At 64.4% G+C, this 26,089-nt stretch carries 21 protein-coding genes; 16 read left to right on the top strand and 5 right to left on the bottom strand.

Annotated features, from left to right (window positions below; genetic code table 11):
• Positions 1 to 5: 5 nt before the first annotated feature.
• From gatC to LE416_RS07240, 11 genes are all read left to right on the top strand, one after another.
• Positions 6 to 302 carry an Asp-tRNA(Asn)/Glu-tRNA(Gln) amidotransferase subunit GatC gene (gene gatC, locus LE416_RS07290; protein ID WP_225047794.1) on the top strand — a complete coding sequence of 99 codons (297 nt, stop codon included), beginning with the start codon at positions 6 to 8 and terminating at the stop codon, positions 300 to 302.
• Between the two features lie 26 nt (positions 303 to 328).
• Positions 329 to 1,750, top strand: a complete 1,422-nt coding sequence (gene gatA / locus LE416_RS07285; RefSeq protein ID WP_225047855.1) for an Asp-tRNA(Asn)/Glu-tRNA(Gln) amidotransferase subunit GatA — start codon at positions 329 to 331, stop codon at positions 1,748 to 1,750.
• Positions 1,747 to 3,177: an Asp-tRNA(Asn)/Glu-tRNA(Gln) amidotransferase subunit GatB gene (gene gatB / locus LE416_RS07280; protein WP_225047793.1), complete on the top strand. Its 1,431-nt coding sequence runs from the start codon at positions 1,747 to 1,749 to the stop codon at positions 3,175 to 3,177. The genes gatA and gatB overlap by 4 nt, the downstream gene beginning before the upstream one ends.
• 12 nt (positions 3,178 to 3,189) lie before the next feature.
• Positions 3,190 to 4,200: a diacylglycerol kinase gene (locus LE416_RS07275; RefSeq protein WP_225047792.1), complete on the top strand. Its 1,011-nt coding sequence runs from the start codon at positions 3,190 to 3,192 to the stop codon at positions 4,198 to 4,200.
• A 501-nt stretch (positions 4,201 to 4,701) separates the two neighbouring features.
• Positions 4,702 to 5,157 (top strand): NUDIX hydrolase, encoded by a 456-nt coding sequence (locus LE416_RS07270; protein WP_225047791.1) that lies wholly within the window; start codon positions 4,702 to 4,704, stop codon positions 5,155 to 5,157.
• 9 nt (positions 5,158 to 5,166) lie between these two features.
• Positions 5,167 to 5,652: a GNAT family N-acetyltransferase gene (locus tag LE416_RS07265; protein WP_225047790.1), complete on the top strand. Its 486-nt coding sequence runs from the start codon at positions 5,167 to 5,169 to the stop codon at positions 5,650 to 5,652.
• Position 5,653: 1 nt separating this feature from the next.
• Positions 5,654 to 6,097: a GNAT family N-acetyltransferase gene (locus LE416_RS07260; RefSeq protein ID WP_225047789.1), complete on the top strand. Its 444-nt coding sequence runs from the start codon at positions 5,654 to 5,656 to the stop codon at positions 6,095 to 6,097.
• 40 nt (positions 6,098 to 6,137) lie between these two features.
• A complete protein-coding gene (locus LE416_RS07255; RefSeq protein ID WP_225047854.1) occupies positions 6,138 to 6,920 on the top strand; it encodes a tyrosine-protein phosphatase in 783 nt (260 codons plus the stop codon).
• A gap of 2 nt (positions 6,921 to 6,922) precedes the next feature.
• Positions 6,923 to 7,420, top strand: coding sequence for a GNAT family N-acetyltransferase (locus LE416_RS07250; RefSeq protein ID WP_225047788.1), 498 nt, complete (start codon positions 6,923 to 6,925; stop codon positions 7,418 to 7,420).
• Between the two features lie 364 nt (positions 7,421 to 7,784).
• A complete protein-coding gene (locus tag LE416_RS07245) occupies positions 7,785 to 8,243 on the top strand; it encodes a flavodoxin (RefSeq protein WP_225047787.1) in 459 nt (152 codons plus the stop codon).
• Positions 8,244 to 8,348: 105 nt separating this feature from the next.
• Positions 8,349 to 12,623, top strand: coding sequence for a 2-hydroxyacyl-CoA dehydratase (locus LE416_RS07240; protein WP_225047786.1), 4,275 nt, complete (start codon positions 8,349 to 8,351; stop codon positions 12,621 to 12,623).
• A 137-nt stretch (positions 12,624 to 12,760) separates the two neighbouring features.
• Here LE416_RS07240 and LE416_RS07235 read toward each other — a convergent pair whose 3' ends face one another.
• Positions 12,761 to 14,278, bottom strand: coding sequence for a hypothetical protein (locus LE416_RS07235; protein ID WP_225047785.1), 1,518 nt, complete (start codon positions 14,276 to 14,278; stop codon positions 12,761 to 12,763).
• Between the two features lie 745 nt (positions 14,279 to 15,023).
• Here LE416_RS07235 and LE416_RS07230 point away from each other — a divergent pair.
• Positions 15,024 to 15,284: a hypothetical protein gene (locus LE416_RS07230; protein WP_225047784.1), complete on the top strand. Its 261-nt coding sequence runs from the start codon at positions 15,024 to 15,026 to the stop codon at positions 15,282 to 15,284.
• An 88-nt stretch (positions 15,285 to 15,372) separates the two neighbouring features.
• Here the strand turns inward: LE416_RS07230 and LE416_RS07225 are convergent, their stop codons facing one another.
• From LE416_RS07225 to LE416_RS07210, 4 genes are all read right to left on the bottom strand, one after another.
• Positions 15,373 to 16,830, bottom strand: a complete 1,458-nt coding sequence (locus LE416_RS07225) for an ABC transporter substrate-binding protein/permease (protein ID WP_420844380.1) — start codon at positions 16,828 to 16,830, stop codon at positions 15,373 to 15,375.
• A gap of 194 nt (positions 16,831 to 17,024) precedes the next feature.
• A complete protein-coding gene (locus tag LE416_RS07220; protein ID WP_225047782.1) occupies positions 17,025 to 17,861 on the bottom strand; it encodes a helix-turn-helix domain-containing protein in 837 nt (278 codons plus the stop codon).
• 11 nt (positions 17,862 to 17,872) lie between these two features.
• Positions 17,873 to 18,472 carry an NADPH-dependent FMN reductase gene (locus LE416_RS07215; RefSeq protein WP_225047781.1) on the bottom strand — a complete coding sequence of 200 codons (600 nt, stop codon included), beginning with the start codon at positions 18,470 to 18,472 and terminating at the stop codon, positions 17,873 to 17,875.
• Between the two features lie 20 nt (positions 18,473 to 18,492).
• Complete coding sequence (locus LE416_RS07210; protein WP_225047780.1) at positions 18,493 to 19,344, bottom strand: AraC family transcriptional regulator; 852 nt, start codon at positions 19,342 to 19,344, stop codon at positions 18,493 to 18,495.
• Positions 19,345 to 19,525: 181 nt separating this feature from the next.
• Between LE416_RS07210 and LE416_RS07205 the strand changes: the two genes are divergently transcribed.
• The 4 genes from LE416_RS07205 (at position 19,526) to LE416_RS07190 (ending at position 26,089) form a co-directional block, all read left to right on the top strand.
• Complete coding sequence (locus tag LE416_RS07205; protein ID WP_225047779.1) at positions 19,526 to 20,830, top strand: PTS sugar transporter subunit IIC; 1,305 nt, start codon at positions 19,526 to 19,528, stop codon at positions 20,828 to 20,830.
• A 403-nt stretch (positions 20,831 to 21,233) separates the two neighbouring features.
• On the top strand, positions 21,234 to 21,683 hold the full coding sequence (locus tag LE416_RS07200) for a DUF3284 domain-containing protein (protein ID WP_225047778.1): 450 nt from the start codon (positions 21,234 to 21,236) through the stop codon (positions 21,681 to 21,683).
• Positions 21,684 to 21,801: 118 nt separating this feature from the next.
• Complete coding sequence (locus LE416_RS07195; RefSeq protein WP_225047777.1) at positions 21,802 to 24,048, top strand: alpha-galactosidase; 2,247 nt, start codon at positions 21,802 to 21,804, stop codon at positions 24,046 to 24,048.
• Between the two features lies 1 nt (position 24,049).
• On the top strand, positions 24,050 to 26,089 hold the full coding sequence (locus tag LE416_RS07190) for a beta-galactosidase (protein WP_225047776.1): 2,040 nt from the start codon (positions 24,050 to 24,052) through the stop codon (positions 26,087 to 26,089).

Raw genomic sequence — 26,089 nt, 5'->3', positions numbered from 1 at the left:
ATTCGATGATCACCAAAGAAAGTGTTGCCCACGTGGCGGAGCTGTCGCGGCTGAGCTTCAGCGACGCGGAGCTCACCCAGTACACCGCCCAGCTCGGCGAGATTCTGAACATGGTCGAGCAGCTGGAGGAGGTCGACACCACCGGCGTGCCGGCGACGACCCAAAGCATCCACCTGCACAACGTGATGCGAGAAGACGTGCCGCACAACGACACCAAGGTCGAAGACCTGTTCAAAAACGTCCCGACGGCCAAGGGGACGCTGATTCAGGTTCCGGCCATCATCGACAAGGAGGAAGACTAGTGGCGGATAAGTTAACGATCACCGCAATGCACGCGGCGCTTGCGGCCAAGCAGACGTCGGCCCAGGCGCTTTTGGCCGCGGCCAACGCGCGCATCGAGGCCAAGGACGGCAAGCTTCAGGCCTTTTTGACGCTGAACCCACAGGCGCAGGCGCAGGCCGAGGCCGTCGACCAGGCCGGCGACTTCTCCCAGCCGCTGGCCGGCGTGCCGGTTGCCGTCAAGGACAACATCGTCACCAAGGGCCTGACCACCACCGCGGCCTCCAAGATCCTCGAGCACTTCGAGCCGATCTACGACGCGACCGTGGTTGAGAAGCTCAACGCGGCCGGCGCCGTCACCGTCGGCAAGGTCAACCTCGATGAGTTCGCCATGGGCTCCTCGACGGAAAACTCGGCCTTCAAGGTGACCAAGAACGCCTGGGACGACAGCCGGGTGCCGGGCGGCTCCTCAGGCGGCAGCGCGGCCGCCGTGGCCGCCGGCGAGGTGCCGGTGGCCCTGGGCACCGACACCGGCGGCTCGATCCGCCAGCCGGCCGCCTTCAACGGCGTGATCGGCATCAAGCCGACTTACGGCCGCGTGTCGCGCTGGGGCGTCATCGCCTTTGCGTCAAGCCTCGACCAAGTCGGCGTGCTGAGCCGCACGGTGACAGACGCCGCGTTGACCCTGAACGTGATTGCCGGCCACGACGACAAGGACGCGACCACCTCCCCTGAGCCGGTGCCGGACTTCACGGCAAAAATCGGGAAGAGCATCGCGGGGATGAAGATCGCGCTGCCGGCCGAGTACCTCGGCGAGGGCGTTGACCCGCAGGTCGCCGCCCGCATCCAGGCGGCCGCCGACCAGTTCCGCGCGCTTGGCGCGACGGTCGAGACGGTCAGCCTGCCGCACACCAAGTACGCCGTGCCGGCGTACTACATCATCGCAAGCTCCGAGGCCAGCTCCAACCTGCAGCGCTTCGACGGCATCCGCTACGGCTTCCGGGCCCAAGACGTCAAGAACCTGACGGACGTCTACGTGCGCTCGCGCTCCGAGGGCTTTGGACCCGAGGTCAAGCGCCGCATCATGCTCGGCACCTTCTCTTTGTCCGCGGGCTTTTACGACGCGTACTTCAAGAAGGCCGCGCAGGTGCGCACCCTGATCACCCGCGACTTCGAAAAAGTCTTTGAGGACTACGACCTGATCATGGGCCCGACGACGCCGACGGTCGCCTTCAAGATCGGCGACAAGGTGACGGATCCGTTGACCATGTACATGAACGACATCCTGACCATCCCGGTCAACCTGGCGGGCCTGCCCGCCGCGTCGATTCCGGCCGGGTTCGTGTCGGACATGCCGGTCGGGCTCCAGCTGATCGGCAAGCCGTTCGAAGAGACCACGATTTTCCAGGCCGCCGATGCGTTTGAGGCCGCCAACGATTACTTGGCCCAGCTGCCAGGAGGTGCAGAATGAATTTTGAAACCACCATCGGGCTTGAGGTCCACGTCGAGCTGAAGACCAAGTCCAAGATGTACTCGCCGACGCCGGTGTCTTACGGCGCCGCGCCCAACACGCAGACCAACGTGATCGACTGGGGCTTCCCGGGCGTTTTGCCGAGCATCAACAAGGGCGCGTACAGCTACGGCATCATGGTCGCGCTGGCGCTTCACGCCGACATCACGCGCGACACCCATTTTGACCGCAAGAACTACTTCTACCCGGACAACCCGAAGGCCTACCAGATTACGCAGTCCGAGACGCCACTGGCGACCAACGGCTACATCGAAATCGAGGTTGACGGCAAGAAGAAGCGCATCGGCATCCACGAGCTGCACGTCGAAGAGGATGCGGGTAAAAACCAGCACGAAGACGACGGCTACTCCTACGTCGACCTGAACCGCCAGGGCACGCCGCTGATCGAAATCGTGTCTGAGCCGGACATCGCAAGCCCCGAGGAGGCCTACCAGTACCTCGAGCAGCTGCGCCAGATCGTGCAGTTCACCGGCGCCTCCGACGTCAAGATGGAGGAAGGGTCCATGCGCGTGGACACCAACCTGTCCGTCGCGCCGATCGGCAGCGCCAAGTACGGCACCAAGACCGAGATCAAAAACCTGAATTCCTTCGTGCACGTTCGAGACGGCCTGGCCTACGAGCAAAAGCGCCAGGCCCAGCTGCTGATGGCCGGCGGCACCGTGCGCCAGGAGACGCGGCGCTGGGATGTCGACAAGAAGGAGACCATCCTGATGCGCGTCAAGGAAGGCGCGGACGATTACCGCTACTTCCCGGAGCCCGACCTGCCGCCGGTGCACGTGTCCCAGGCCTGGATCGATGAGGTCGCGGCCACTTTGCCGGAGCCGCCGGCCCGCCGGCGCGCCCGCTACGTCGACGACTGGAAGATTCCGGCCTACGACGCCGGCGTTTTGACCAACACGCTGGAGATGTCCGACTTCTTCGAGGCCACCGTGGCTGAGGGCGCCGACCCGAAGCTTGCGTCCAACTGGCTGATGGGCGAGGTGTCGGGCTACCTCAACGCCGAGCACGCCGAGCTCAAGGACGTCGCGCTGACCCCGGCGCACCTGGCCGAGATGATCAAGCTGATCGCGGACGGCACCATTTCCAGCAAGATCGCCAAGAAGGTCTTCAAGGAGATCATTGTCAACGACACGGATCCCAAGGCCTGGGTTGAGGCCAAGGGCATGGTGCAGCTGTCCGACCCCGCTAAGCTGACGCCGATCATCGACGCCGTTTTGGACGCCAACCAGCAGAGTATCGACGACTTCCACAGCGGCAAGGACCGCGCCGTCGGCTTCCTGGTCGGCAAGATCATGCAGGAGACGCACGGCAAGGCCAACCCGAAGGTGGTCAACCAGATTCTGATGAGCGAGCTGAGCAAGCGCTAAAAGGAGGACGTCATGCAACGGGCACGACTGATCTACAACCCAACCAGCGGCAATGAGGGCATGAAGCGCTACGTTGCGGACATTCTGGACGTGATGGAGCAGGCGGGCTACGAGAGCAGCGCCTTTCAGACCACGCCCACGCCATGGTCCGCAAGAACCGAGGCGGCGCGCGCGACGGAGGCCGGCTTTGACCTGATCGTCGCGGCCGGCGGCGACGGCACCATCAACGAGGTGGTCAACGGCATCGCGCCGCACGAGAAGCGTCCGAAGATGGCGCTGATCCCGGCCGGCACCACCAACGACTACGCGCGCGCCCTGCGGATTCCGCGCGAGGACCCGGTGGCCGCGGCCAAGATGATCCTGCAGGGGCAGACGCTTCTGATGGACATCGGCCAGGCCAACGACCACTACTTCATGAACATCGCCGCCGGGGGCATGCTGACCGAGCTGACCTACGCGGTGCCGTCCGAGTTCAAGTCGATCTTCGGCTACTTCGCTTACGTCATCAAGGGCGCGGAGATGCTGCCCGGCGTGCGCCCGGTGCCGATGCACCTGGAGTTCGACGACGGCAGCTACGACGGGCCGGCCTCGATGTTCCTGCTCGCGATGACCAACTCGATCGGCGGCTTCGAGCAGATCGTGCCCGACGCGTCGCTCGGCGACGGCAAGTTCTCGCTGATTGTGGTCAAAACCGGCAACCTCGGCGACATCCTGGTGCTGATGGCCAAGGTCCTGAACGGCGGGCGCCACGTGGACGATGCCAACATCATCTACACCAAGACCCGGACGCTCAAGGCCACCCGCACCGACGGCGGCGAGATGAAAATCAACCTGGACGGCGAGTTCGGCGGCCAGGCCCCGATGACGTTCCAGAACCTGCGCCAGCACATCGAGATCTACGCCAATGTCGACGAGATTCCGAAGAACAACCTGCCACCGGCCGACGCCCAGCACGACTACATGGCCGAGGTCGAGCACCTCACCGGCCACGACATCAACGGCAACGGCACCATCGGCAGCTAACCCGCTGCTTTGCGACCCCCGCACCGGCACTTCGCCGGTGCGGGGGTTTTGCTGTTTGTGTGGTGGCGGCCGCGGCCTCCGAAGCCCGGATTCGTGCGGGCTGACGGCCGCGGCCTCCGGGTCCCGGGCCGGTCAGGCTGTGCGGCCGGGCCAAGCCTTGGTCTCGGCCCTAGATTTGGCGCCGGAGCCGCTTCGCGTTTGGCCCGTCGCCAAATCTGCCGGAACCGGTGGCGCGAATGCCCCGCAAAACCCGCGGGTCATCCGGGCCACCGGTTCTCTCTCGGCCTGACCGGCCCGGGACCCTGCGGCCGCTACGGTGCAGGTGGCTGGCTACATTGGGGATGGCCCGGTGCGCCGGGGAGGGGGGCGACGACGGCCAGGTGGTTGGCGGTGAGGCGGCGCGAGTCAGTGCGCGCTGGCCCACTCATGCCGCACCGCGCCCGTTGTGCCGCCGTTGCGGCAACGGTATACTGAACCTAACTGAGATGCGGAGGGATTGCGATGGACTACATTCAGGACCTGCGCCGGGCGGTCGGGCACGCGCCGGTGATTCTGACCTTTGCCGGGGGCATCGTTTCGGACGCCGACGGGGCGATTCTGCTGCAGGAACGCAGCGACGGCGGCTGGGGACTGCCGGGCGGAGCGCTTGAGTTCGGCGAAACCGCGGCTTCGGCCTGCACGCGCGAGTTTCGGGAGGAAACCGGGCTGGCGGTCGCGCCGATTCGGCTGCTCGGGGTCGACTCCGGGGCGATTCAGCACTACCAAAACGGCGACGTCGCCCAGTGCGTCGTGCTGTTTTTCGCCTGCCGCGTCGTCGGCGGTCGGCTCGACGCCGCCAACGCCGAGACCGCGGCGCTGCGTTACTTCGCGCCGGACGCCCTGCCCAAGCTGTTTTCCCCGCAGCACGAGCGGGCGCTTGCGCACTACCTGAACGGCGACGTGCCGTTCGCCGATTAGGAGGACACGATGAGGATTCGCGAGATGCGGGAAACGGATATTGACGCGATCAACGCCGGCTTCGCCGCGATGGGCTGGCCGGGGCGGCCGCGGGTGCTCGCGCAGTACCTGGCGGAGCAGGCGGCCGGCAGTCGCCGGGTGTTTGTGGCGGAGGTGGCGGGTCAGGTCGCCGGCTACCTGACGCTTTTGCCCAAGGCGCCGCACGGGCCCTGGGCCGGGCAGTTGCCGGAGCTGGCCGACTTCAACGTGTTTGCGGCCTTTCGCCAGGCCGGCGTCGGCACGTCGCTGATGGCCGCGGCCGAAACCGCCGCCGGGCTGCCGGTGACGCTGGGCGTCGGGCTGCACCCCGGCTACGGGCCGGCCCAGCGGCTTTACGTGCGGCGCGGCTATGTGCCGGACGGCTCCGGGGCGTGGCTGGACGGCAGGCGGCCGGTGGCGGAGGACGAGGTGGCACCGGTCGCCGACTTGGTGCTGTACATGATCAAGGAGCGGTAGCATGGACGTGGTGATCAAGGAGACGGCAGCGCTGACGCCGGAGGAGCTGCTGACGATTCTGGCGGCGCGCACCAAGGTGTTCGTCGTCGAGCAAAACTGTGCCTACCAGGAGGTCGACGACCGCGATCGCCAGGCGGTGCACGTGGTGCTGGCAGACGCCGGCGCGTTGGTCGCCTACGCGCGCATCGTGCCGTGGCCGGCCGGCGGCGCGATCAGCTTCGGTCGGGTGCTGGTGGTGGCCAAGCGCCGGCACGAGGGCCTGGCCCGCCGGCTGGTGGAAGCGACGCTGGCCGAAATCGCGCGACGCTACCCGGATCAACCGGTGCGCATTCAGGCGCAGGCCTACCTGCAGGATTTTTACGCGGGGTTCGGCTTCGCGCCGACCAGCGCGGTTTACCTGGAGGACGGCATTCCCCATCTGGACATGCTGCGCGCGGTCGGGTAGGGTAGAGGTAAGAATCTGAACAAAAGGGGATCACGACTTGGTGCAACTACTGAACATTCATCACGGCTACAACTTCCGCGACCTGGGCGGCTACCGCACGGCGGACGGTCGCACGGTCGCCGACCACCGGCTGGTGCGCGCCGGCAAGCTGGACCGGCTGTCCGAGCGCGACCAGGCGTTCCTGGGCGCGCACGGCGTCACCACGGATCTTGACTTCCGCTCGCCGGAGGAGCGCGCGGAGGCGCCCGACCGGCTGCCGGTCGGCGCGGACTACGACTTCAACCCCGTTTTTCCCTACGACAAGACCCAGGTGACGAAGTCCTGGGCCGAGGAGCAGGCCGAGTTCGCCTTCGACGCTAAGGGCGGCTACAAGAACATGCTGAAGACCTACCGCGAATTCATCACCAACGCCACGTCGCAAAAGGCGTACCGCCACTTCTTCGACCTGCTGCTGGCCAAAACGGACGGCACCGTGCTGTTTCACTGCTCGGCCGGCAAGGACCGCACGGGGATGGCCGCGGTGTTCGCGCTGGCGGCGCTCGGTGTGCCCGAGGCGACGATCCGCGAAGACTACCTGGCGACGAACCAGTACGTCGGCGGCCAAAAGGCGAAGGTGATCGCGGACGCCAAGCGTGAAGGCGCCAACGCCAACATGCAGCAGAGCCTCGCGGACCTGTGGATCGCCCGGCCCGAGTACCTGGACGCGGCGCTTGCCACCATCGCAAGCGAGTACGGCGGCATGGCCCGCTACCTGGAACAGGGCCTCGCGCTGTCTGCCGGCGAGCAGGCGGACCTGAAGCGGCTTTACCTCAAGGAGGCGTGATGATGCTGACTTTCAAACCCGTGAGCGCCATGTCCGACCGCAAGGCGGCGCTCGCCCTGTACCAGGGAGCCCCGGACTACTTTCGCCTGACCCACCAGCCCGCCCCGACGCGCGCGACGGTGACCGAGGACCGGCTGGCCAAGCCGGCCGACGCGCCGGCCAGCGCCAAGCACTACGGCCTGCTGCTGGAAAACGGCGTGCCGGTCGGCGTCTTGGACCTCCTGGTGGGGTACCCGGACGCGGGCACGGTGTACATCGGCCTGCTGCTCCTGCCGGCCAGCAACCAGCGCCGCGGCCTCGGCCGGCAGGCTGTGGCGCAGCTTGCGGCACACTTCAAGGACTACGCGCGCCTGCGCGTCGCCGTGGTCGACGACAACAAGCCGGCCGCCGCGTTCTGGCAGGCGGAAGGCTTCGTGCCGGTCAGCGCGACCACCACGGACCTCGGCGACCTGAACGTGGTCGCCGTCACCATCATGGACAAGGCGCTGTCCGAGGGGTGAAAGCGGCGCGGCCAGCACCGCACACGCACAAAACCAAAAGTTAACGCGCACGTCTGCAAGGGCGCCTGCCACGCATTTCCCAAGGGAGGGCGTGGTGGGCGCCCTTTGCGCTGCCACGGCGCTACCGGTCGTTGGGGTCGAGAATCAATCGTGGGAGCGCACACGGCACCACGCGCACCACGCGATAGGGCGGAGGCCGCGGTCCGTTCGTGCCGGCGCCCGGGCCGTCGGTTTTGCGTCGTCGCGCGAAATGTGACAAAATGTTCGAAGCATCACAATTTTCTTGCGTGACCGCGCACAACGGTCTATCTTATGAGTAAGTACTCACTGCATTTTGGGTGAACAGTTGAACAAGGAGGACATCATGGCATCAGCACTGATCGTTTACGCCAGCCTGACTGGCAACAATGAACTTATCGCCAACCACATCAACGAGCGGTTGGAAGCGGCGGGGTACGACACCGACGTGCAGGAGATCTCCCAGGCGGTGGCCGAGGACTTTCTGGACGTCGACCTCTGCGTCGTCGCCTCCTACACCTACTCCGGCGTGACCGACGGCGAGCTGCCGGACGAGGCGCTGGACTTTTACGACGAGCTGCAGGAGCTCGAGCTGCCCGGCAAGGTGTTTGGCGTCGCCGGCTCCGGCGACACGGCCTACGAGCGCTTCTGCACGGCCGTCGAGATGTTTGAGGCGGCCTTCAAGCAGACCGGCGCGACCCAGGGTTCGGCCAGCGTCAAGATCGATCTGGAGCCCGAGGCCGAAGACCTTGAGCGCCTCGACACCTTCACCGACGAGCTGATCGCCAAGGTGGGCGACAAGTAGGTTTTTGTGCCGGCACGGCCGGCACCGTTTTGAGCAGCCGCGCATTCAATGAAGCGCGGCCGTGGCACCAGGCACCGGCGACTGCGGCCGCCACGGGAGGTAAGTATGGATCAGCACTGGATCGGCGGCATCGACGTCGGCTCCACCACGGTTAAGCTGGTGGTGATGGATGAGGCGCACAACACGCAGTTCGCCCGCTACGAGCGGCATTTTTCGGACGTCAAGGCGGCCAGCCGCAAGATTATCGAGGAGGCCGTTCACGAGCTGGGCCCGCTGACCCACCTGTCCTTGACCATCACGGGATCGGGCGGCATGGGGCTGGCCAACCTGCTCAACCTGAAGTTCGTCCAGGAGGTGATCGCCTGCACCAAAACGGTGGAGACGCTGATCCCCCAAACCGACGTGGCGATCGAGCTGGGCGGCGAGGACGCCAAGATCACGTTCTTCGGCGCGGCGCTTGAGCAGCGCATGAACGGCTCCTGCGCCGGCGGCACCGGGGCGTTCATCGACCAGATGGCGACGCTGCTCAAGGTGGACGCCGACGGGCTCAACGAGCTGGCCAGGGACGCCAAGGTGATCCACCCAATCGCCAGCCGCTGTGGCGTGTTCGCCAAGACCGACGTGCAGCCGCTGATCAACGACGGCGTCGCCAAGGCCGACATCGCCGCCAGCATTTTCCAGGCGGTGGTCAACCAGACCATCTCCGGGCTCGCCGCCGGCCACAAGATCCGCGGCAACGTCGCCTTCCTCGGGGGGCCGCTCTACTTCATGGACCAGCTGCGCGAGCGCTTCATCACGACACTGCACCTGACCCCGGAGCAGGTGGTGTTCCCGGCCGATCCGCAGCTGTTCGTGGCCAAGGGCGCGGCGTTTTACGCCGAAGATCAGCCGCAGACCACGCTGGTCGCGCTGCTCGATCGCCTCGAGCACGGCGACGACTCGGGCATGCGCCCGGCGCACGCGCTGACGCCGCTGTTTGAAGACGACGACGCGCTGCAGGAGTTCCGCAAGCGCCACGCCGAAGCACGGGTCGACACCCGCGACCTGGCGAGCTACCAGGGGCAGGCCTTCTTGGGCATCGACGCGGGGTCGACGACGACCAAGGTGGCCCTGATGAGCGACGACCGCAAGTTGCTGTACACCTACTACGACAGCAACGACGGCGACCCGCTGGAGAAAACCAAGCAGATCATGCGCGACATGTACGCCAAGCTGCCGGCGGGTGTCACCATCGCCAAGGCCGCGGTGACGGGTTACGGCGAGCACCTGATCAAAAACGCGCTGATGGTCGACATCGGTGAGGTCGAAACCGTCGCCCACTACCGCGCGGCCAGCTTTTTCCAGCCGGACGTCGACTTCATCCTGGATATCGGTGGCCAGGACATGAAGGCGATGACCATCAAGAACCACGCGCTGTCGACCATCAAGCTCAACGAGGCCTGTTCGAGCGGCTGCGGGTCGTTCCTCGAGACCTTTGCGACCAGCCTGAACTACAAGATCCAGGACTTCGCCCAGGCGGCGCTTTTGGCCAAGCACCCCAGCGACCTGGGCTCACGCTGCACCGTGTTCATGAACTCCAAGGTCAAGCAGGTGCAAAAAGAGGGCGCGACCATCGGTGACATCGCCGCCGGTCTGTCCGTTTCAATCATCAAAAACGCGCTGTTCAAGGTGATCAAGATGCGCAAGCCGTCGGACATGGGCCAACACATTGTCTGCCAGGGCGGGACCTTCTACAACGAGGCCGTGCTGCGCGCCTTCGAGCAGATCGCCGGGGTCAACGTCATCCGGCCGAACATCGCCGGGCTGATGGGCGCGTACGGCGCGGCGCTGATCGCCCAGGACGCCGCCGCGGCCGGCGACCACACCACGATGCTTCTGCCTGCCCAGATGGACAATCTGACCTTCACCAAGGAGTACATGCACTGCGGGGGCTGCGAGAACAACTGTGCCCTGACCATCACCGTGTTCAACGACGGCCGGCGCTTCGTCACCGGCAACCGCTGCGAAAAGGGTGAGGCGCGCGGCCTCAAAGAGCGCTTGCCCAAGGACAACGGCAAGGTCAACCTGGTGCAGGAGAAGTACAACCTGCTGTTTTCCTACAAGCCGATGCGCAAAAAGCTCGCGGTGCGCGGCACCATCGGCCTGCCGCGGGTCTTGAACATGTACGAGAACTACCCGCTGTGGCAGACGTTTTTCACCCAGCTGAAGTTTCGCGCGGAGCTTTCGCCTAAGGGCTCGGCGGCCCAGTACGAAAAGGGCATGGAGACCATCCCGAGCGACACGGTCTGCTACCCGGCCAAGCAGGTGCACGGCCACATCCAGGCGCTGATCGACAAGGGCTACCAGCACATCTTCTACCCGGCGGTGGTCTACGAGGTGACCGAGTCCCAGCAGGCCCAAAACCACTTCAACTGCCCGATCGTCCAGAGCTATCCGGCGGTGATCCGCAACAACGTCGACGAGATCGCCTCGGGCCAAGTCGACATGCGCTCGCCTTATTTGAACTTGGCCGATCACGCCGGCACCGCGGCCAACCTCTACGAGTGCCTGCAGGACTTCGGCGTGACCAAGCAGGAGGTGACCGACGCGCTTGAGGCAGGCTACAAGGAGCTTGACCACTTCCACCAGCAGATTCAAAACCGCGGCGAGGACACGCTGAGGATGCTGATGGCCACCGGCGAGCACGGCATCGTGCTCGCCGGGCGCCCGTACCACCTGGATCCCGAGGTCAACCACGGCATCTCGCAGCTGATGACGGCCGAGGGCTTCCACGTGCTGACCGAAGACTCGATCGCCCACCTCGGCGATGTCGAGGGCCTGCGCGTGGTCAACCAGTGGGTCTACCACAGCCGGCTTTACGCGGCGGCCAAAATCGCGGCCAAGACGCCGCAGCTGGAGTTCGTCCAGCTCAACTCCTTTGGCTGCGGCATCGACGCGATCGACGCCGACCAGGTCGAGGAGATCATGGACCGCTACAACCGCCTGTACACCAGCCTCAAGATCGACGAGGGCACCAACATGGGCGCGATTCGCATCCGGCTGCGCTCCCTGAAGGCCGCCGTCGCCGAGCGCGAAGGCCGCCACATCCTGCCGCAAAAGCTTGCAGACGCGCCGGAGCCGGTCGACTTCACCAAGGCGATGGCCCAAAGCGGCTACACGCTGCTTTTGCCGATGATGTCGCCGATTCACCAGGCCGGCCTGGTCGACGTCGCGCTTCAGGCGTCGGGCTACAACGTGGTCAACCTGCCGATGGAGGATCGCAAGGCGGTCGACGTCGGCCAGCAGTTCGTCAACAACGACGCCTGCTACCCGGCGATCATCTCGATCGGCCAGATGCTCGAGGCGCTGCAAAGCGGCAAGTACGACCTGAACAAGACGGCGGTGATGATGACCCAGACCGGCGGCGGATGCCGCGCGACCAACTACATCCCGCTGATTCGAAAGGCCTTGAAGGACGCCGGCTTCGCTAACGTTCCGGTCGTCTCCCTGTCTTTGGGCAACCAGGGCGTCGAGGAGACCCCGGGCTTCAAGTTCACGCTGCCGCTGTTGCGGCGCGTCGCCATCGCCTTTTTGTACGGCGACCTGTTCGAGCGTGTCGTCTACCACACCAGGCCCTACGAGTTGGAGCCTGGCGCGGTCGACAAGCTGCACGCGGACTGGCTGGACCTGGTGCGCCCGTCGATTGAAAAGGGCAGCTTCCACGAGTTCAAGAAGAACGTCGCGCAGATCGTCCAGGACTTCGACACGATTCCGCTCACCGCTGCGGTGAAACCAAAGGTCGGGCTGGTCGGCGAAATCCTGGTCAAGTACTCGCCAATCGCCAACAACGACCTGGTGCGCCTGCTTGAAAAAGAGGGTGCGGAGGCCGTGGTGCCGGACATCGTCGGCTTCATGAACTACTCGCTGTACAACCAGGTGTTCAAGTACGAGCACCTCGGCGCCAAGGCCTCGGCCAAGTGGTTCGGCGAGTTCGCCATTCAGGTGATTCGCTGGTGCGAGCTGCCGATGCAAAAGGCCCTCAAGGCGTCCAAGCGCTTTGAAGGCATCGAGGCGATCGAGGAGATTGCGCACGACGCCAGCAAGGTCTTGAGCCTGGGCAACCAGACCGGCGAAGGCTGGTTTTTGACCGGCGAGATGATCGAGCTTTTGAAGTCCGGCGTGCCGAACATCGTCTGCATGCAGCCGTTCGGGTGCCTGCCCAACCACATCGTCGGCAAGGGCATGGTCAAGGCGCTGCGCGAGCAGTTCCCGGGCGCCAACATCGCGCCGATCGACTACGACCCCGGCACCAGTGTGGTCAACCAGCTCAACCGCATCCGGCTGATGCTGGCGACGGCCAACAAGCACCTGGCCGAAACCCAGGCGGTGGCGAGCCGCTAGCGGCGGGTGCGCCACAAAAATACGGTCACTGCGCGAATGCGTGGTGGCCGTTTTTTTTGCGTGGCGGGGATGCGGCGTGGCGGGGATGGCGGCGTGGCGGCGCGGACCGGGGCCGGATGAAGGCCAGGCGCGGTGACTCAATCCGCAGGGCCTTGGTCAAGCGGCGCAACGGCCCCGGCGGCGTTTTGCTGCCACTGCTCGAACAGCTGGTGGCGGTAGGATGCGTCGGTCAGTCGGGCGGCGTCGATGGCAAGCATCGGCAGCATTTCGCCGCCGTCCGTTGTGACCTGGTCGGTGATGTCGGCTAGAAACCACGCCGGACGGGTCAGCGCTTGGTACTTGTGGGTGTAGGCCCGCCAAGCCGCGGTTTGACGGGCGGCCAGCGGCGGGTCCGCGGCGCGGAGCTTGCCAAGCCGCTTGAGGTAGTCGGCAAAGCCGAGTTTTCCCGCCGCCAGCCGAGTCGACAGCCGCGCGTAGATTGGCAGAACCGGGTCGCCGGTGGCCGCAAGCGACTGGTCCAGCAGCTGGCGCAGGCGGTGCAGTACCTGCTGTTGGGCGCGAACTAGGGCGGCCTGCTGCGCGGGGACCACGAGCCGCACCTGATTGAATGTTCCTGTGAGCACGCCCTGCCAGCCTGGGGTCAGCTGCAGGCGGGCCAGTGCAGCATCGTACACGAGAAAGGTCGCAAAGTGTGGATTGAAGGCTGCGCCGCTGCCGTCGGTGGCCTGAGGCGGCAGGTCGAAGGCAGTCACCGTCGCAGCCAGGGCGTCCATCGTGGGCAGTGGGCCGAGTTTGGGGGCCAGGCACACGGTTTCCGCGTGCCGGACGGTGACGGTGAGCGAGACTTGGACGGGTGCAGCATGACCCGGGGCACGGCCAGACGTTGGATTTGACTCAGAATTAGGAAGGTGGACACGGGGCGGGTCCCCCGGGTTAATCCAGCGCTCGTGGGTGTGGATGCTCATCAGAAGCTGGTGGTGGTAGTCGTCATCGGCGGCGCGGTCGCGATTAATCTGCATTGCAAGTTTGCCGCCGCTCGTCAGTTGACGCACGCGGATTGTAGTGGGGTGCGTAATGATAAAGGTGTCCGGTGCTAGCTGGGTCATTGCGATGCGAAGGGCGCGCCATGTCGCCATCTGTTGATCCTGAGCCGTGCGCAGATTGCGGCGAATTCGCGAGGAAAGGGGACGACTCTGGGTCCGCAGCTGATTCTGAAACTGGGCAAACGTGATGTCGTTTAGGATGAAGCGTTTTAGGCTCCGACTCAGCATTGCACGTGTGGTCGGACGGGGGATTTGGCGTAACCAGGTGCGTGTTGAGCCGGTAACGTCGTGGATCGCGCTTTCACGAAGTCGACTGAGCTGCTCGAACTGAACACGTCCCGGGTAAAGGTGGGTCTTGTGGAGGCGACCGGACACCTGAAAGGCGTCGCCGACGCGCCACAGCAGACCCAGTGGCGTCTGGGTCGGGTCGAATTCCAGCAAAACTTGAACCGGTGTAATCGGAATTTCGGTGTCATCGGAGAGCACTAGCGAGTCGACGGTCACGACCAGCATCTCGGTGTGGGTGAGGTGGAGGGTATCGTCCAGAAGGTTGCCAAAAAAGACGTCAGAGAGCGTCACGTTGACGCGAATGAGGGGAGCGTTTCCTGTCATCTGCGGTACCTGCCTTCCTGCTTTTTGTCAGTATATATCCGATTGGTCTAAAAGTAACGTAATCTGTCCGATAGTTGAAACGGAGAGAACTGAGTTTGGCGATAAAGTCAATTATTCTGCGCTAGTGCGGTGTCTAGCGACCTCGAAGTGGAATTTGTCGTCGTGTGATCGCGATGCTTGACGAGAAATTGGTATAGTGTTAAGATGCCTTCAGATGATTATCTTAGCACGGAGATTCAGCTAGGCCATGGCTGTGTACTATCTACCGCGCAGGATCGGGCTACGGTTAGCACCGCGGTGCCGGTTCACCCTTGCCAAGCCGCAGTGTTGTGCCACACGGCTTTTGAGCGCAAACGCTTTAGTGCAACCCCGGTACGAAGTGAGGGGACACCAGGGAGACCCGCTCCACCCCGCCGGCTGCTTGCCGGCAACCGCCACTCCTAAACGAGCCAGCAGCGCGGTTGCCGGAACCGGTGGGTGCACCACAAGGACCACCACGGTAAGACGAAGCCGGAAACCTAGCCGAACAAGGCCAAAGCCACCGCACAGTGTGAGTGCGGTGGCTTCGGCGCGCCCGTCGCAGCTTGTGGCGGGCGTTTTTGCGTTAGGGGGATCCGGCGGCGCTCTGGATGCGCGAGCGGCCGCCAATTTTGCATATTGTATCCGCTTACAATCAGTGGCATAATGCGATTAGAGGGCGGCGCGGGGCCGCTTGGAGACTGCGGACATGCGGGAGGTGCGCGCGATGGCTTGGTTGATGTGGATTGTGTTGATCGGGGCAGCGGTGGTGTTTGTTCAAGATGTGCAGCTGGCACGGTTTTCGGCCAGCATACCGCGCGATCCCGCCGCGCTGGAGGCGGCCGCTCGGCGGCTGACCCAAGACCTTGGCTTCGGCCAGACGCAGGCCATCCGGGCGCTCCAAAAGGCCTTCCCGGGCCTGTCGGTGGTCGCGGCCCAGGGCATCGTCGACCGGGTACTGACGGAGCAGCCGCGCCAGGCGGCGTGATGCGACGTGCGACAAGACGCAAGATGAGACGCAAACGGCAGGCGGCCGGATTCCATTGCTGGGGTCCGGCCGCCTGCCGTTTTGCGTCTTAGGCCGCGTGGTGCAGCCTTTTTTCGAAGTGGTGCAGCAGGCGCGACAGGCCGAAGGTGAGGATGAAGTACAGGACCATCGCGATGGTGATCGGCAGCACGCCGGAGTAGGTGTCGGCCTGGACGACGCGCAGCTGGTAGATCAGATCGGCGACACCGATGATCGAGACGATCGAGGTCTCCTTGATCAGCGAGATGAACTCGTTGCCAAGCGCCGGCCAGATGTTGGCCAGTGCCTGGGGCAGCACGACGTAGCGCATGGTGTCCTTTTGGCTGAGGCCCAGGGACCGCGCGGCCTCGCTTTGGCCCTTGGCAATCGAGTCGATGCCGCCGCGGAACACCTCGGAGACGTAGGCCGCCGAGTTCAGGCCCACGGCCAGGGTGCCGGCGACCACGGCGGAGATGTCGTAGAACATGCCGATGCCAAAGTAGATGAACATCACCTGCACCATCAGCGGCGTGCCGCGCACGAAGGTGACGTAGGCGGTGGCCAGCGCCCGCAGCCAGGCGAGGTGGCCGAGCCGCACGAAGGCGATCAGCGCGCCGAGCAGAGTGCCGATGACGACGGCCACCAGCGAGATGCCGACGGTGTAGAGGACCCCCTTGGCGAAGTACGGCCAGTAGTGCCACATCGACTTGGTCGCGTTGGTCTGCGCAATCGCCTTGCCGGCGTCCTTGAGGTAGACCTTGTTGAACAGGTCCTGCTTTTGCACCTTGGCGATGGTCTTGTTGACGGCGGCGGTCAGGCTGGTCGCGCCCTTGGGCAGAGCGATCGCGTTGCCGGCCTCGTCCGCGGAGACTTCGAACTTGCCGTCCATGGCGGCCAGGCTGCTGTCGCTTTGGGCGTAGGCGATGGCCGACGCGGAGTCCTTGACGATGGTGTCGATCTTGTGGGCCTTCAGCGCCAGCACGAGGTCGGCCGCGTTCTCCATCGTCGTCAGGTCCGCGCCGGGCATCTGCTGCTTGACCAGGGTGGCCGCGGTGCTGCCGAGCACCGCCCCGACCTTTTTGCCGGAGAAGGAGTGGCGGTCCTGGTAGTAGCCCTTGTCGGCCTTGTTGACGATCAGGTACTGCTTGGAGACGTAGTAGTTGGCGGAAAAATCGACGTGGGCCTTGCGCTCGGGCGTCGGGGAGAAGCCGGAGAGGATCATGTCGACCTTGCCGGTTTCAAGCGCGACCAAAAGGGAGTCAAAGGACATCTTCTTGATCACGAGGCGCACGCCGAGGTCCGCCGCAATCTGCTTGCCCAGCGCGATATCCATGCCGACGATCTTCTCCTTGCCGTTCTCGTTGACGGTGAACTCGTAGGGCGGGTAGTTCGGCGAGTTGCCCATGACCAGGGTGCCCTTGGCCTTGATCTGCGCCAGCGAGTCGTCGCCGGCCGCCTGAACGGGGTGGGCGGCCAGCCCGCCGAGGCACAGCAGCCAGGCGAACAGCCAGATGAGGGGGGATTTCAGTTTCATGATGCGCTCCTTTGCAAAAAACAATATGCCCTACTATACGACTACGTGGAATAATATTCAATAAAAATTCATATCGACGCGCGCAGCCCACGCCAAAAAGCCGGCGCGGGCCCCAATTGGGACTGCGCCGGCTGCCTTTTCAGTGCCGGGTTGTGAGCGGGGCGGCCGCGTGCCGGCCTGCCAAGGCTTCAGTCGCGCTCGCTTGCCGCGTGCTTGGCGCGGTACTGCGACGGCGTCAGGCCGGTGTGGTGCTTGAAGTGGCGGTCGAAGCTCGCGGGGTTCTTGTAGCCCAAGGCCGCCGCGATGTCGTTGATGCTCTGGTCGGTCAAGGTCAGCATCTTCTTGCCCTGGTTCATGCGGATGAAGCGGACCTCCTCGGAGAACGGTTTTTGGAACAGCTGGTGGCACAGGCGCGAGAAGTAGTTCGCCTCGTAGCCAAAATGCGCCGCCGCGGCGTTCAGCGTCACGCGGTCGATGTGCTGCATGATGTAGTTCAGGATGCTGCCGGCCTGGCGGTCCTTGGGGGTGTGGCGCAGGTCGGTCTCGGGGAAGTCGGATTCGATGATCATCATCGCGTTGAGGTCGGAGCGCGACAGCTCGGTCAACAGCAGGTGGGCGACCGACTCCTGCTGGTAGGCCAGCAGGTCGTCTTGCGGCGTGGTGCGGATCAGCCGGGCGAGCTGGGCGCAGTAGCCGTTGGTCAGCGCGTGGTCGATGCGGCGAAACACGATGTGGGCCGTCTCGGTCGAGGCCAGCATCGCGTGGATCAGCTCGTTGGGGCCGAAGCTCGCGTCGGCGGTCAGTGGCACGGTGAAGTAGCGGGCGTTCAGCGGGCCGGTGGTCGGCGCCAGGGTGAACGGGCCGTTGGGACGCAGCAGGGCGATGTTGCCGGGCTTGAGCGTCACGTCGCGCGAGGCCAAGCGCAGGCCGGCGCCGGTCAGGCACTGCAGGATGCCGAAGGGCACGCGGCTGCCCAGTGGGGTGTCGAGGGTGATTGGGTCGGAGCCCGAAAGTTCAGTGTACATCGCGGCTCCTTTCAGCCAAGCGGCGAATACGGGTGGTCGTGCAGCAGCCCGGCGTAAAACGCGAGGTCGTGACGGGCGACGGCCAGCCGGTGGGCGTAGTCAGCGCTTTGGGGCAGCGCCTCATCGAGGCGGCCGTCGACCGTGAAGTGGCGGTCGCAGCGGGCGAGGCACACGGGCTTGGGCAGCACCAGCATGTCGAGCATGCGAAAGACGTTGACCATGCTTTCGGCGGCCATGATGCCGCCGGTGTCGTCGTGCGAGTAGGTGACGATCTGCACCGGCTTGCGCGCGACCTCGGGGCCGACGTAATCCAGCGCGTTTTTCAGGGCGCCGGTCATCGCGTGGTCGTACTCCGGGCTGATGATCAGGTAGCCGTCCTGCGCGGCCAGGGCGTCGAGCCACGCCCGCTCGCCGGGCACCAGGTTTTGGACCGGCTGGTGGGCCGGGGTCTCCGCGTGGTCGTACAGCGGCAGGGGAAAATTGTGCAGGTCAATCCAGTCGTAGTGCACGTCGGCCTGGTCCGGCCAGGTGGCCTGCAGGTAGGCGAACAGCTTGCCGCCGATCGATTGCGAGCGAATGGTGCCGAGGATGATGCCGAGCTTCAAAGGCATGATGTGCTTCCTTTCGGGGGTTACTTTTGGACGTGGCGGGCGCGGTAGGCGGTCGGGGACTCGCCGTTGAGGCTTGAGAAGGCCTTGGAGAAGGAGAACTGGTTCTCGTAGCCCACCGCGCGGGCGACCACCTGGATTGGGTAGTCGGTTTCGCGCAGCAGCTGGCTGGCCTGGTCCATGCGGTACTTCTTGATGTAGGCCTGCGGGGAGCGGCCGACGCGCTTGGTGAACAGGCGGTGCAGGTAGGTGCGGTCGATGTGCATCACCGCGGCCAGGCTGCCGACGGTGATCGGCTCGCTGTAGTTTTGGGAGATGTAAAACAGGGCGTACTCGACCAGCTCGCGGTGCGACATCGTGGTGGTCGCACGACGGTTGGGGTAGTCGGTGGCCAGCCGGTACAGAAACTCGAACAGCCGCCCGGTCATGATCAGGTTGCGGTTCTCCTGGTGGTTGGAGCCTTCGATCACGCCGTTGGCCGCGCGCAGGATCGCCGAGTTGAACTCGAAGTCAAACAGCGGGGCGGCGGAGGAGAGGCAGGTGCCGGCGATGTACTTGGCCGCGCTTTGGCCCGAAAAGCCGATCCACAGGTAGGTCCAGGGCTTGTTGTGGTCGGCCTGGAACGTGATCAGGGTGTGGGGCTCGATGAGAAAGCCCTGCTTTGGGCCCAGGTGGTACTGGCGGTTGCGCACGGTGTAGGTGCCCTCGCCGTTGAGCACGAAGTAGATCATGTAGCCGGAGCGGACGGTCGGACCGTACGCGTGGTCGGGCTCGCAGGCCTCGCTACCGCAGGTGTAGACATTGACGTCCAGGTTGAAGGTGCGGTTGGTGTTGGAAAAATCGTAGATCCGCGGATTCTCGTGGGTTGTCGACATTTGGCGATGCCTCCTCAACATTTGCATATATCGCTTTTCAGTGTAAGCGGTTAAGATGGGTCTTGTAAATCGATTTATTCAAAATATTTTGTTCGTGGGGACATCGCTTCGGCAACGCTCGTCTCGGCCAAGACACGGCCGCCGGTTCCCCCCAACGCCATAATTATAGGAGGCACATCGCATGAGTATGCAAGATGTGATGACAGACAAGGTCCTACCGATTGCGACCAAGCTGTCAGAAAACAAGTTCTTGTTAAGCGTTCGTGATGGGATGATGGTTGCGTTCCCGGCAACCATGTTCGCGTCCATCATGATCATTGTTCAGAACCTTCCAACGACCTTCAGCTTCGCCAAGTACCTGCCGAAAGTGGTCACCGATTTCCTTAACAACTTCCTCGGCCCCATCAGTAACGCGACCATGAACATCACGGCGCTGTTCGTCGTGTTCGGCATCGCCTATCACCTGGCCGGCAAGCTTCACGCGACGCAGCTTTACGCCGGCGGCATCTCGCTGGCCGCGTTCGCGATGCTTCTGCCGATCATGACCAACAAGACCAGCTCCTACATCGACATCAACTACCTGGGCTCCAAGGGGATGTTCGTCGCCATCATCACGGCGATCATCGCCACCGAGATCTTCGCGGCGCTTGAGAACGCGAACATCACGATCAAGATGCCCGAGTCCGTGCCGCCCGCAATCGCGACCTCGTTCACCGCGATCATCCCGGGTTCCGCCTCGCTGCTGGTGTTCACCACGGTGCGCTACCTCTTCACCTTCACCAGCTGGGGCAACGCCTTCGACTTTATTTATGACATTCTTCAGACCCCATTGCAAGGGATTGGCGCCACGCTTCCCGCAACATTAGTCGTGGGCTTCTTCTCCCAGTTCCTGTGGTGGTTCGGGATTCACGGCACCCTGGTTGTCAACTCGGTGGTTCAGCCGATCTACGACGCCCTGGCGCTTCAGAACTACAAGGCCTACTCCTTGGGCCAGCCGATTCCACACATCATCTGCACGACCTTCATGGGTGTGTTCGAAATCACCGGCATGATCCTGGGCTTCGCCCTGGCCATGGGCTGGGTCTTCGCCCGTTCCGCACGAATGAAAAAGACCATGCGCATGGTTGCCGTGCCGGCCTTCTTCAACATCTCCGAGCCTGTCACGTTCGGCCTGCCGATCGTGCTGAACCCGACCATCTTCATTCCTTGGGTGCTCGGCCCGATGGTGATGATCACCATCGGCTACGTCGCCATGGCCATCGGCCTGGTGCCAAAGCCAATCGGAGCGACCGTCGTCTGGTCCACGCCAATCTTCCTTTCCGGCTGGATTGCCGTCGGCTCTTGGAAGGGTGCCGCGCTGCAGCTGGTTCAGGTCGCCGTCTCGACTCTGATCTGGATTCCGTTCCTTCAGGTCTTGGATAAGCAGTTCTTGAAGGACGAGCAGGACGGCGAAAAGGAACTCGCCAAGGCCGCTGAAGGAAAGTAACTTCCTGACGTGTACCCGAAGGCCGGGCTCCGGCGCGAGCCGACCACGACTTCCGGCTCCGGGCCGGGACGGCGGAACGCGTGCGGCTCCCGCAAGCCCGAAGACCGGTCTTGCGACCCGCCGTTGCTGTAAGCCAGCCAAACCCGCTGGCTAACAGCAATTTCACGCTGGCTCGCCCCGGCCCTGCGCCTGCAGCCGTGGTCGGCTCGCGCCTCCGCCCTACGGATGGGGTGTGTGGCTACCTGGGTCAATGCCGAGTATTAGCCACACGAACAATTGGGGGGTGGTGCCCGGGTTGTTCCCGATCATAACGGGGCAGTCACGTCACGCGTGCTGACACATGCCGGCGTGCAGCGTGCCCAAGCCAACTTAGAATGATGACCAAAGAAACGGAGGCCCCACCATGCCACTGAAGCCGATGACTTACACCACCACCCTGGACGCGCCGCTTGAGGCGACCTACCAGACGGTGTACGACCAGCAGCTCAAGTACTTCCAGCACTTCGACCCGAGCATCACCGAGCTGGTGCCGGGGGAGGTCATCGAAAGCCAGATGCGCACCAAGGTTCAGCAGGAACAGGTGCCCACGCAGGTCGAAGTGACCGCAATCACGGCCGACGCGGCGATCGAAACCAAGGTCTCCTACAGCCAAGGCGAGATCACCGTCGGCTACCGCTTTGAGGCGGCTGAAAGCGGCACCCGGGTGACGTACTCGGAGCTCAACTCCTTCAACAAAAACAGCCTGACCACCAACTTCTGGTTCGTCGGCTGGCTCTACACCTTCATGTACAAGCGCAATCTGAAGAAGCGCATGGCCGTCATCGAGCAGCTTGCCCTAAAAGCTGCGAAGTGAGCCGCGCCGCTTCTGGAGCGGGCCCGGCGGACTGCACGGTCCGGCGGGCTCGTTTTTTGCCGCAAAATATTCCGAACGTTCAATCAACCGCCGCATGTGGCGGTGACACAGAAAGTAGATGAGACCACTGCTTAATGTAATCAACGACCGCGTGTTCCACCTTGCCAACGACACGGTCAGCTACATCCTGTACCTGCTGCCCAACAACCAGCTCGGCCACCTGTACTACGGGCCGCGCGTGACGGTCGACGAGGCGACGCTTGCCGCCTACACGACGCTTGAAAGCAAGTCGGGCGGCACGGTGCACTTCGACGCGACCAACACGATGTTCACCCTGGCCGACCAGCTGCAGGAGTACCCGGTGTACGGCACCTCCGACTTCCGCCAGGGCGCCATCGCCGCCGCCGACGGGGACACGCCGCTGTACCTGAACTTTACCTACGTCGGCTACCGCGAAAGCCACGAGAAGCCGCGCGACCTCGCGTTCCCCAAGAGCTTCGCAAGCGACGGCGAGGTCGACGTGCTGACCATCACGCTTGAAGACGCCGCCCACGGGCTGACGCTTGAGCAGCACTACGCGATTTTTGAAGACGCTGCAGCAATCGTGCGCTGGCAGACTGTCACCAACACGGGGACGACGGCGGTGACGCTGACGCGCGCGCTGTCCGGCGGGCTGGACCTGCCGACCGCCGACTACCGCTTCGTGCAGCTGTCCGGCAACTGGGCCCGCGAGCGCCACGTCAAAACGCGCAAGCTCGCGCAGGGGACCACGGCCATTGAATCGCAGCGCGGCGCCTCCAGCCACCAGCAAAACCCGTACGTGGCGCTGCAGGCGGAAGGCGGCACGCTGACCACCGGCGCCGCTTACGGCTTCAACCTGATCTACTCCGGCAACTTCCAGGCGTCGGCCGAGGTCAACGAGTGGAACCAGACCCGCTTCATGATCGGCATTCACCCCGACCAGTTCGCCTGGCGCCTGGATCCCACCGCCAGCTTCACCACGCCCGAGGCCGTGGTGACCTACAGCGGCGCGGGCTTGTCCGGGCTTAGCGCGGCCAACGCCGACTTCGTGCGCAACCACGTGATCGCGCCGGAGTGGCGCAATCGCAAGCGCCCGGTGGTGCTCAACTCCTGGGAGGCGGCGTACTTTGATTTTGACACCGAGAAGCTCTTGAAGCTGGCCGCCGCGGGCAAAAAGGTCGGCATCGACTGCTTCGTCCTGGACGACGGCTGGTTCGGCCACCGCGACGACGACCGCTCGAGCCTCGGCGACTGGCAGGTCTACGACAAAAAGTTCCCGCACGGCATCGACGGCTTCGCCGAGTCGATCCATAAGCTTGGGCTGCAGTTTGGCCTGTGGTTTGAGCCCGAGATGATCTCGCCGCGCTCCAACCTGATCGCCGCGCACCCCGACTGGGTGGTCGCGCCGCCGCACGAGCGCCGCGCGATCGGGCGCAACCAGTACGTGCTGGACTTCGCCAACCCGGACGTGGTCGACAACCTGTTCGCCCAGATGACCAAGGTGATCGACGCGACGCACCTGGAGTACATCAAGTGGGACATGAACCGTAACATCACCGAGGCCTACTCGCAGTACCTGGCCCGCATCTGCCGGCCGCAGGGAGAGTTCTTCCACCGCTACATCGGCGGGGTGTACAATCTGTATGCGCGGTTGCTTGCGGCCTACCCGGATCTTTTGATCGAGGGCTGTGCCGGCGGCGGCGGCCGGTTCGACCTCGGCATCCTGTTCTACTCGCCGCAGATCTGGGTGTCCGACGACTCCGACGCCGTCGAGCGGCTGCGGATCCAGACCGGCACCGCGCTGGGCTACCCGCTGTCTGCGATGAGCAACCACGTCACGGCCGTGCCCAACGGCCAGGTCCAGCGCACGACGCCGCTTGATACCCGCTTCAACGTCGCGCTGTTCGGGACGCTGGGCTACGAGCTCGACTTGACCAAGGAGCCGCAGGCGGTGCTCGACGCGATCGCCCAGCAGATCACCACCTACAAGGCGCTTCAGCCGCTGGTGTTGACCGGCCGCTTCCACTTCCTGCGCACGCTTGAGGACCCCGGGCACAACACGGTGGCCTGGGCGCTCGAGGCGGCGGACCAAAGCCGGATCGTGTTTGGCTTCTACCGGCTGCTGGCCAACCCGGACGGCAACGCGGTGGACCGCATCGCGATTCCGTTCGCGGACCCTGCCGCACGCTACACCATCAGCGGCCGCGAAGGCACGGTCACGGGGTCGGCGCTGCGCCACCTGGGGCTGCGCCTGCCGTACGAGTTCAACGGCCCCAACCAGGCCGTGGCCGAGCTCGCCGGTGATTTTCAGTCCAAGCTTCTGATTCTGACCAAGGAGGACTAACATGCGATTCGATGTCGATTCACGCCTGCTGCACGGCGGCGACTACAACCCCGACCAGTGGCTGGACTACCCGGAGGTCCTGCGACAGGACCTGGCGCTGATGAAAAAGGCGCACATCAACACGGTGACCCTGGGCGTGTTCGCCTGGAGCGCGCTTGAGCCGGAGGAGGGGCATTTCACCTTCGACTGGCTGGACCGCGTCTTCGAAGACGTCAACGCCATGGGCGGCAACGTGATCCTCGCCACGCCGAGCGGGGCGCGCCCGCAGTGGCTGTCCGAGAAGTACCCGGAGGTCAACCGCGTGGACGCGGACCTGCGCCGCCACACCCACGGCTTTCGCCACGACCACTGCTACTCAAGCCCGGTGTACCGCAAGTACGTCGCGCGCATCGACGCGGAGCTGGCCAAGCGCTACGGCAACAACCCCGCGCTTGCGATGTGGCACGTGTCCAACGAGTTTTCCGGCGAGTGCTACTGCGACCTGTGCCAGGCGCAGTGGCGCGCCTGGCTGCGCCGCAAGTACGGCAGCCTCAAGGCGCTCAATGACGCCTGGCTGATGGCGTTTTGGAGCGGGACCTACACGGACTGGGACCAGATCAAGACGCCCAACAACCTCGGCTCGACCAAGGTGCACGGCATGGCGCTGGACTGGAAGCGGTTCGTGACCGACCGCACCATCGACTTCTTCGACGCCGAGGTGAAGGTGCTGCGGGCGGCCAACCCGGCGGTGCCGGTGACCACCAACTTCATGGCGGAGGGGCCGGGCCACGACTTCATTCCGCTTGAGGGCATCGATTACGCCGAGTTCGCCAAGCACGTCGACGTCGTCTCCTGGGACGCGTACCCGCAGTGGAACAACAACTTCGAGCCGCTGGCCGAGACCGCGATGAAAACGGCCTTCGTCCACGACACGTTCTACGGCCTGAAGCACCAGCCGTTTCTGGTGATGGAGTCCACGCCGTCGCGGGTCAACTCGCCGGTCGCCAAGGCCAAGCGCCCGGGTGTCCACGCGCTCAGCTCCTTTCAGCAGGTCGCGCACGGCTCCGAGGGCAGCCTGTACTTCCAGATCCGCCAGGCCCGCGCCAACTCCGAGAAGTTCCACAGCGCCGTGATCGGCCACGACGGCAGCGCCGACTCGCGGGTTTTCCGCGAGGTCGCGGCCTACGGGGCGCGGCTGGCGGCGATCGATGGGGTGCGCAACACCACCCGCGAGGCGCGCGTGGCGATTGTCTACGACTGGCAGAGCCTCTGGGCGCAAAAGCGCGAGGCGGCGTTTGGCCGCGACCGCAAAAAATACTTCCAGACCCTGCAGGACCACTACGCGTACTTTTGGGCCCACGACATTCCCGTCGCGATGGTGCCAAGCGACCAGGACTTTTCCCAGTACGACCTGGTGATCGCCCCGATGCTGTACGTGATGACGCCGACTCTGATGCAGCGGCTGACCGCCCACGTTCAGGGCGGCGGGACGCTGGTCTCCAGCTACTTCACCGGCATCGTCGACCCGACGGACACCGTGTACCTCAACGGTTGGCCGCGCCCGCTGCAGGCGCTGTTTGGCATTCGGCTGCTGGAGCTCGACTCGCTGTACGAGGGTGAGCACAACGCGCTGACCTTCGAGGGTGCGCGCTTTGAGACCACGCAGTTCAACCAGGTGCTCGAGTCGACCGGCGCCACGACGCTTGGCACCTACCAGCAGGACTTCTACCAGGGCAGCCCGGCCTTGACCGTCAATGCGGTCGGCGACGGGTTCGCGTACTACATCGCGCCGCGCACCGGCCGCGACTTCCTGTTCACCCTGTACAAGCAGCTGGCCCAGCGCCTGGACCTGCGCTCGACGCTGGTCACGACGCCCAACCCCGCCGTTTCGGTGCAGGCGCGCCACGGCCAGGCGGCCACGACCTACTTTGTGATGAACATGAGCGAGCAGGCGCAGGCGGTGACCACGGCCAAGGCGACCACGGACGTCGAAAGCGGCCAGGCGGTGCCGGCCGGGTCGCTTGAGCTCGCCCCGTACGCGGTGCGCGTGCTGCGCGCGTGA

Source organism: Lacticaseibacillus kribbianus, from assembly GCF_020180945.1.
In the GTDB taxonomy this organism is placed as follows: Bacteria; Bacillota; Bacilli; order Lactobacillales; family Lactobacillaceae; genus Lacticaseibacillus; species Lacticaseibacillus kribbianus.
This window is presented reverse-complemented; position numbering and strand designations above follow the sequence as displayed.